The sequence below is a fragment of the Bradyrhizobium sp. genome, from assembly GCF_052389815.1.
In the GTDB taxonomy this organism is placed as follows: domain Bacteria; phylum Pseudomonadota; class Alphaproteobacteria; order Rhizobiales; family Xanthobacteraceae; genus Bradyrhizobium.
In genome coordinates this window covers 1-3,641 of record NZ_JBQTHN010000255.1, presented here as the reverse complement: position 1 = coordinate 3,641, position 3,641 = coordinate 1, and the positions used below count along the sequence as shown (strand labels likewise).

The 3,641-nt window shown below is 64.0% G+C and carries 6 protein-coding genes; all 6 read right to left on the bottom strand.

The genetic code is table 11. The features are described 5' to 3' along the window. On the bottom strand, window positions 1-304 hold a 304-nt coding region (locus tag ACT4OC_RS32185), incomplete at its 3' end, for a DUF736 domain-containing protein (protein ID WP_444843102.1). Between the two features lie 35 nt (window positions 305-339). Next, window positions 340-885, bottom strand: coding sequence for a S26 family signal peptidase (locus ACT4OC_RS32180; protein ID WP_444843101.1), 546 nt, complete (start codon window positions 883-885; stop codon window positions 340-342). Then, window positions 882-1,403 carry a DUF2840 domain-containing protein gene (locus tag ACT4OC_RS32175; protein ID WP_444843100.1) on the bottom strand — a complete coding sequence of 174 codons (522 nt, stop codon included), beginning with the start codon at window positions 1,401-1,403 and terminating at the stop codon, window positions 882-884. Before ACT4OC_RS32175 ends, ACT4OC_RS32180 begins: the two co-directional genes overlap by 4 nt. Beyond that, window positions 1,400-2,587, bottom strand: coding sequence for a replication initiator protein A (locus ACT4OC_RS32170; protein WP_444843099.1), 1,188 nt, complete (start codon window positions 2,585-2,587; stop codon window positions 1,400-1,402). Before ACT4OC_RS32170 ends, ACT4OC_RS32175 begins: the two co-directional genes overlap by 4 nt. Beyond that, on the bottom strand, window positions 2,588-2,857 hold the full coding sequence (locus ACT4OC_RS32165; protein ID WP_444843098.1) for a helix-turn-helix transcriptional regulator: 270 nt from the start codon (window positions 2,855-2,857) through the stop codon (window positions 2,588-2,590). It lies immediately after the preceding gene. Window positions 2,858-3,031: 174 nt separating this feature from the next. After that, window positions 3,032-3,641: DUF2285 domain-containing protein (locus tag ACT4OC_RS32160; RefSeq protein WP_444843097.1), on the bottom strand; the 610-nt coding region annotated here is incomplete at its 5' end.

The window sequence follows — 3,641 nt, the reverse complement described above, 5'->3', positions numbered from 1 at the left end:
TGAATGCCGTTCCCTGATCGTCGGCCTGGAACAGATTGGCGCGGATCGGTTGTCTTAAGGTCGGACCGTCAAGGTGCAGCGAAACGTAGTCACCGGCCTTCTCGCCGTTGCGTTTCCAGCCCGCGCCCACTTCCGGGCCGATCGCCAGGCCATCGTCATCCCCGAGATGGATGCGATAATCCGGCGCGTTTTCTGCATCTTTCTTGTCGACCGGGACGAGAACGAGCTTCGCATCGAGCGCGAGCGTGCGAACGTGCCCGGAAAAACCTGTCTTTGTCCGCTTGAATGTGCCGATCTGTGCCATAGGAGTTTCTTTCTGATGATGGTTGGTAGGGGGGGTCAACGTGTCGGCGCGCGCCATTGGTAGCGGCCGTCACCTCCCTCATCGGTCCACAGTGGAAGCGCGCGGCCGATGACAGAGCTTTTGGGGGTCGGTCCGAAGTAGCGGCCATCGAGGCTGTCCCGGACGTCCCAGTTCATGAGGAAGATTTCGCTCGCGCGAAGCGTGCGACAGCCCTGCCAGACGGGCAGCTCGCGGCCGCGCCGATCGCGCGCCAACGCCTCGCCCATCGCGACGTTGTCAACGCTGACATTGCGTCCGCTACGGCACACGGTTTGTCCGGGAAGCGCTGCGATGCGCTTCATCAGCGGCACGCCGCGCGGCAGGTATTCGCGTTCCCAGAGAAAACTCGCCAACGGTTCAGGCGCGTCGACGGCAACGAGATCGGTGACGTCGAGATCGGCGGCTGTTCGCACGGTGTAGAGGCCAATCGGCGCGCTTGCCGACGCATTCCAGATCAAACTCGGCGTGATCGGGACGAATGACGAGCCAACGATTGCCAACACGACAAAGGACGTCGACATGACATAGCTGAGGCGTGTCATGGCGCGATCCTCTGCCGCTTCAGCCAGGCCGCGTGGCGTTCGCGCGTGTAGGCGTGAGGGATCGCGCCCGCCGTCAGCCAGTTGCGAATGTGCCGCCAGTGGTCCGGCGTAACGTCGGCCGGATCGACGCCCAGTGCCTCGATGGCATCGATCGCCTGCAGCACGCGCTCTACCTTTGGCCAGCCGCATACCCGCAACAGACTTTCGCCGCCGGGGCGGACAAAGCCGACCGTCGAACAGGGTTCGCCAGGACGAACGGCGCGCAGGATGTCGATACGCGAGACGACGGTGCCGAAATCGTTCGAAGCCCAGCGGACGAAAGCGAAGACGTCGCTAGGGGCGAAGGCAACGATGCTGCGCTGCCGATCGATCATCTGCTCGGAGGTTGCACGGCCGAAGCGTATCCAGCGCTGGACGCGCTTCTCGATCCAAATCAGATCGACACAAGTGAGCGCGTCGGCCGTGACGTGAGCCTCTTCTTGCCGAGGTCGCCACTCCCTTGGAGGAGCGCTCGTCATCGCTTGCTCCTCTCGGGTTTCGAACGGCGATTGACATCACGGCTCTCTTGAGCCGGCTCCTCAGCGGAAGTTGCTGTCGATATCGGATGCGAGTCCACGGTGCTGCGCACCGGTTCACGAAACTCGGCACCGGCACCGCGGCCCTCACGCGCGCACGCCAAAACAGAAGAGTTAGACTCTGTGTTAGACTCTAGGTTAGCAGTCCGACTTGGCCGCTCAGGCAACCGATTCAACTGCGGTAGGTGCGCCTGTTCTGCCGATACGGTTTGCGCCTGATCTGCCGATACCCTTGCGCCCGATCTGCCGAGCCCGTTCACAGGGTTGTTCACAGGCACTGTGGATGGATCGGACGGCAGGAAACGCAGCAGTTCGGTGCGGCCCTTGCGCTCGATCAGAAGGCGATAGCCGGGTAGCCGCTGACGCGCCGCGACGCGCCTGATGTCGAGCGCAAAATCCGAGACGCGCGCGAGACTGCCCGACTTGGCGTGGAGATGCGCGAACTCGAACACCCAGCCATGCCGCTGGCGACCGGCGTGCTTGCGCGCCACCCGATAGAGCCAGCGCTCGACGCCACCCGTGAGCCGGAAGTAGGCGGGATCGATGGTCAGCACCAGCGAGCGGTCGATGACGCTGCTGTAGAACCATTCGGGCAGCACGAACTCCATGCCCTCGACCCGACCAGCTCGCGTCGACATTTCCTCCCATTCGTTGATCCAGGAGAATTGCCGCCGCCGCCAATGCTCACCGTTGCGGATGGTGGTGGCGATAACCGTGGATTGAAGACGGGCCAGCGCCGCCTTCAACAGTAGATATTGCTGATTGCCGGTCGGGCGGCCGACACCGCGCAGCAGCTGATAGGGCGTGAAGCGGAAGAAGCGCGAGGTGGCGAGGCCCAGATTCTCGGCCCGGACGATCTGGCTTGCTGCCCAGATCAGCACATCGGCGTCCCAGATCGTCGCCATGCCATGCTCGGGCATGCCGAACACCTGCACCTCGATGTCATTGGCCTTGTAAAGGATCGGCTTGGTGCGTGGCGACTTCGACAGTGAGAAGAACGGCCGCTCCATCAGATCGCGCTGGTCGCGCGGGCTGGCGTCGCCGCCGATCGCCACGAAGGGATCGAGATTGTTTCGCTCGCTCAGGCGCGGCGCGCGCCTGCGCTGCTGCTCCAGGTGGTCTGACATTCAGCGCGTCCCGCGTTCGGCCGGTGTCAAGCGGCGAGCCGGGAATACGCGCTGGGCGGTCTTCTCGGTGGTCGACTTGCGCGCGCCGATCGCGGTCCAGGCCTGCAGATCCTCGACGGCGTAAACGACGCGGCCGCCGATCTTGCGATAGACCGGCCCGGTGCCATAGGTTCGATGCTTCTCCAGGGTGCGGATTGAAATTCCGAGAAAGCGCGCGGCATCGGGCGTACGCAGAAGTCGTGGCGGCAGACCTGCCATCGGGTCGGGCATCAAGATCATCTCCGGTTTGCGGATCGCGTGCTGCCGGTAGCGACAGCGCGTCATGGCGAACCGTGGCGGAGAAACGGCTGCTTGGAGCGTGCCGTATTTGTGCACATGTGCTGACGGCACCCCGGATCCCGAGTGTGGAGCTATGCCAATCCGGCTGTAACGGATCAGCGGGTGCTAACGGCGGGATAGCTTGATCGGATAGTGCAGCAGCGTTCGGTACCCGCCCCGCATCATGCGCTGGCCGGAGGCCACGAGACGGCGCGCCTTGTTCTTGCGCGGATCGCTTTCCCAATCGGTCTTGGTGCCATGAAAGCCAAGCAGTGCTTCGGCGATGGTCCGGTAGCTCTCGCCGCACTGGCGCGCGTCCAGCGCACGCAATGTCAGGATATGCAATTGCCTGAGTTGAGCTGGCATCGCCCGAAAGGGGCGGCCCGGCGACCGGCCGTGGAACGCGCGCCACAACCGCCGCGCCGCATGCGCGCGCAACTCGAACAAGGCATCGAACGGCAAAGTCAGGGTATAGGTCGCGTCGGTGTCCGACGGCCTCTCGGTAAGCCAGAAGGGATGGACGGTCCCGCCCGCGTGCCACAGACCATGCCAGCCATCATCGGCACGCCGAAGATCCAGCCCGGGAAGACGTGTCAGGTCAACCGACGCGGCGGCAGGCCCGCGCGCGGACGCCGCCGTAGACAACAGCACCGCTTCCGGCTGCAGGCTTGGAATCCAGAATACCGACTCCCGATCAGCCGGTTCCAGCGGATTACGTGGGAAACCGCAACCCCCA

Coding starts and splice junctions, on each gene's coding strand:
- ACT4OC_RS32180 (WP_444843101.1), bottom strand. CDS start 885: ATGACACGCCTCAGCTATGTCATGTCGACGTCCTTTGTCGTGTTGGCA.
- ACT4OC_RS32175 (WP_444843100.1), bottom strand. CDS start 1,403: ATGACGAGCGCTCCTCCAAGGGAGTGGCGACCTCGGCAAGAAGAGGCT.
- ACT4OC_RS32170 (WP_444843099.1), bottom strand. CDS start 2,587: ATGTCAGACCACCTGGAGCAGCAGCGCAGGCGCGCGCCGCGCCTGAGC.
- ACT4OC_RS32165 (WP_444843098.1), bottom strand. CDS start 2,857: ATGCCCGACCCGATGGCAGGTCTGCCGCCACGACTTCTGCGTACGCCC.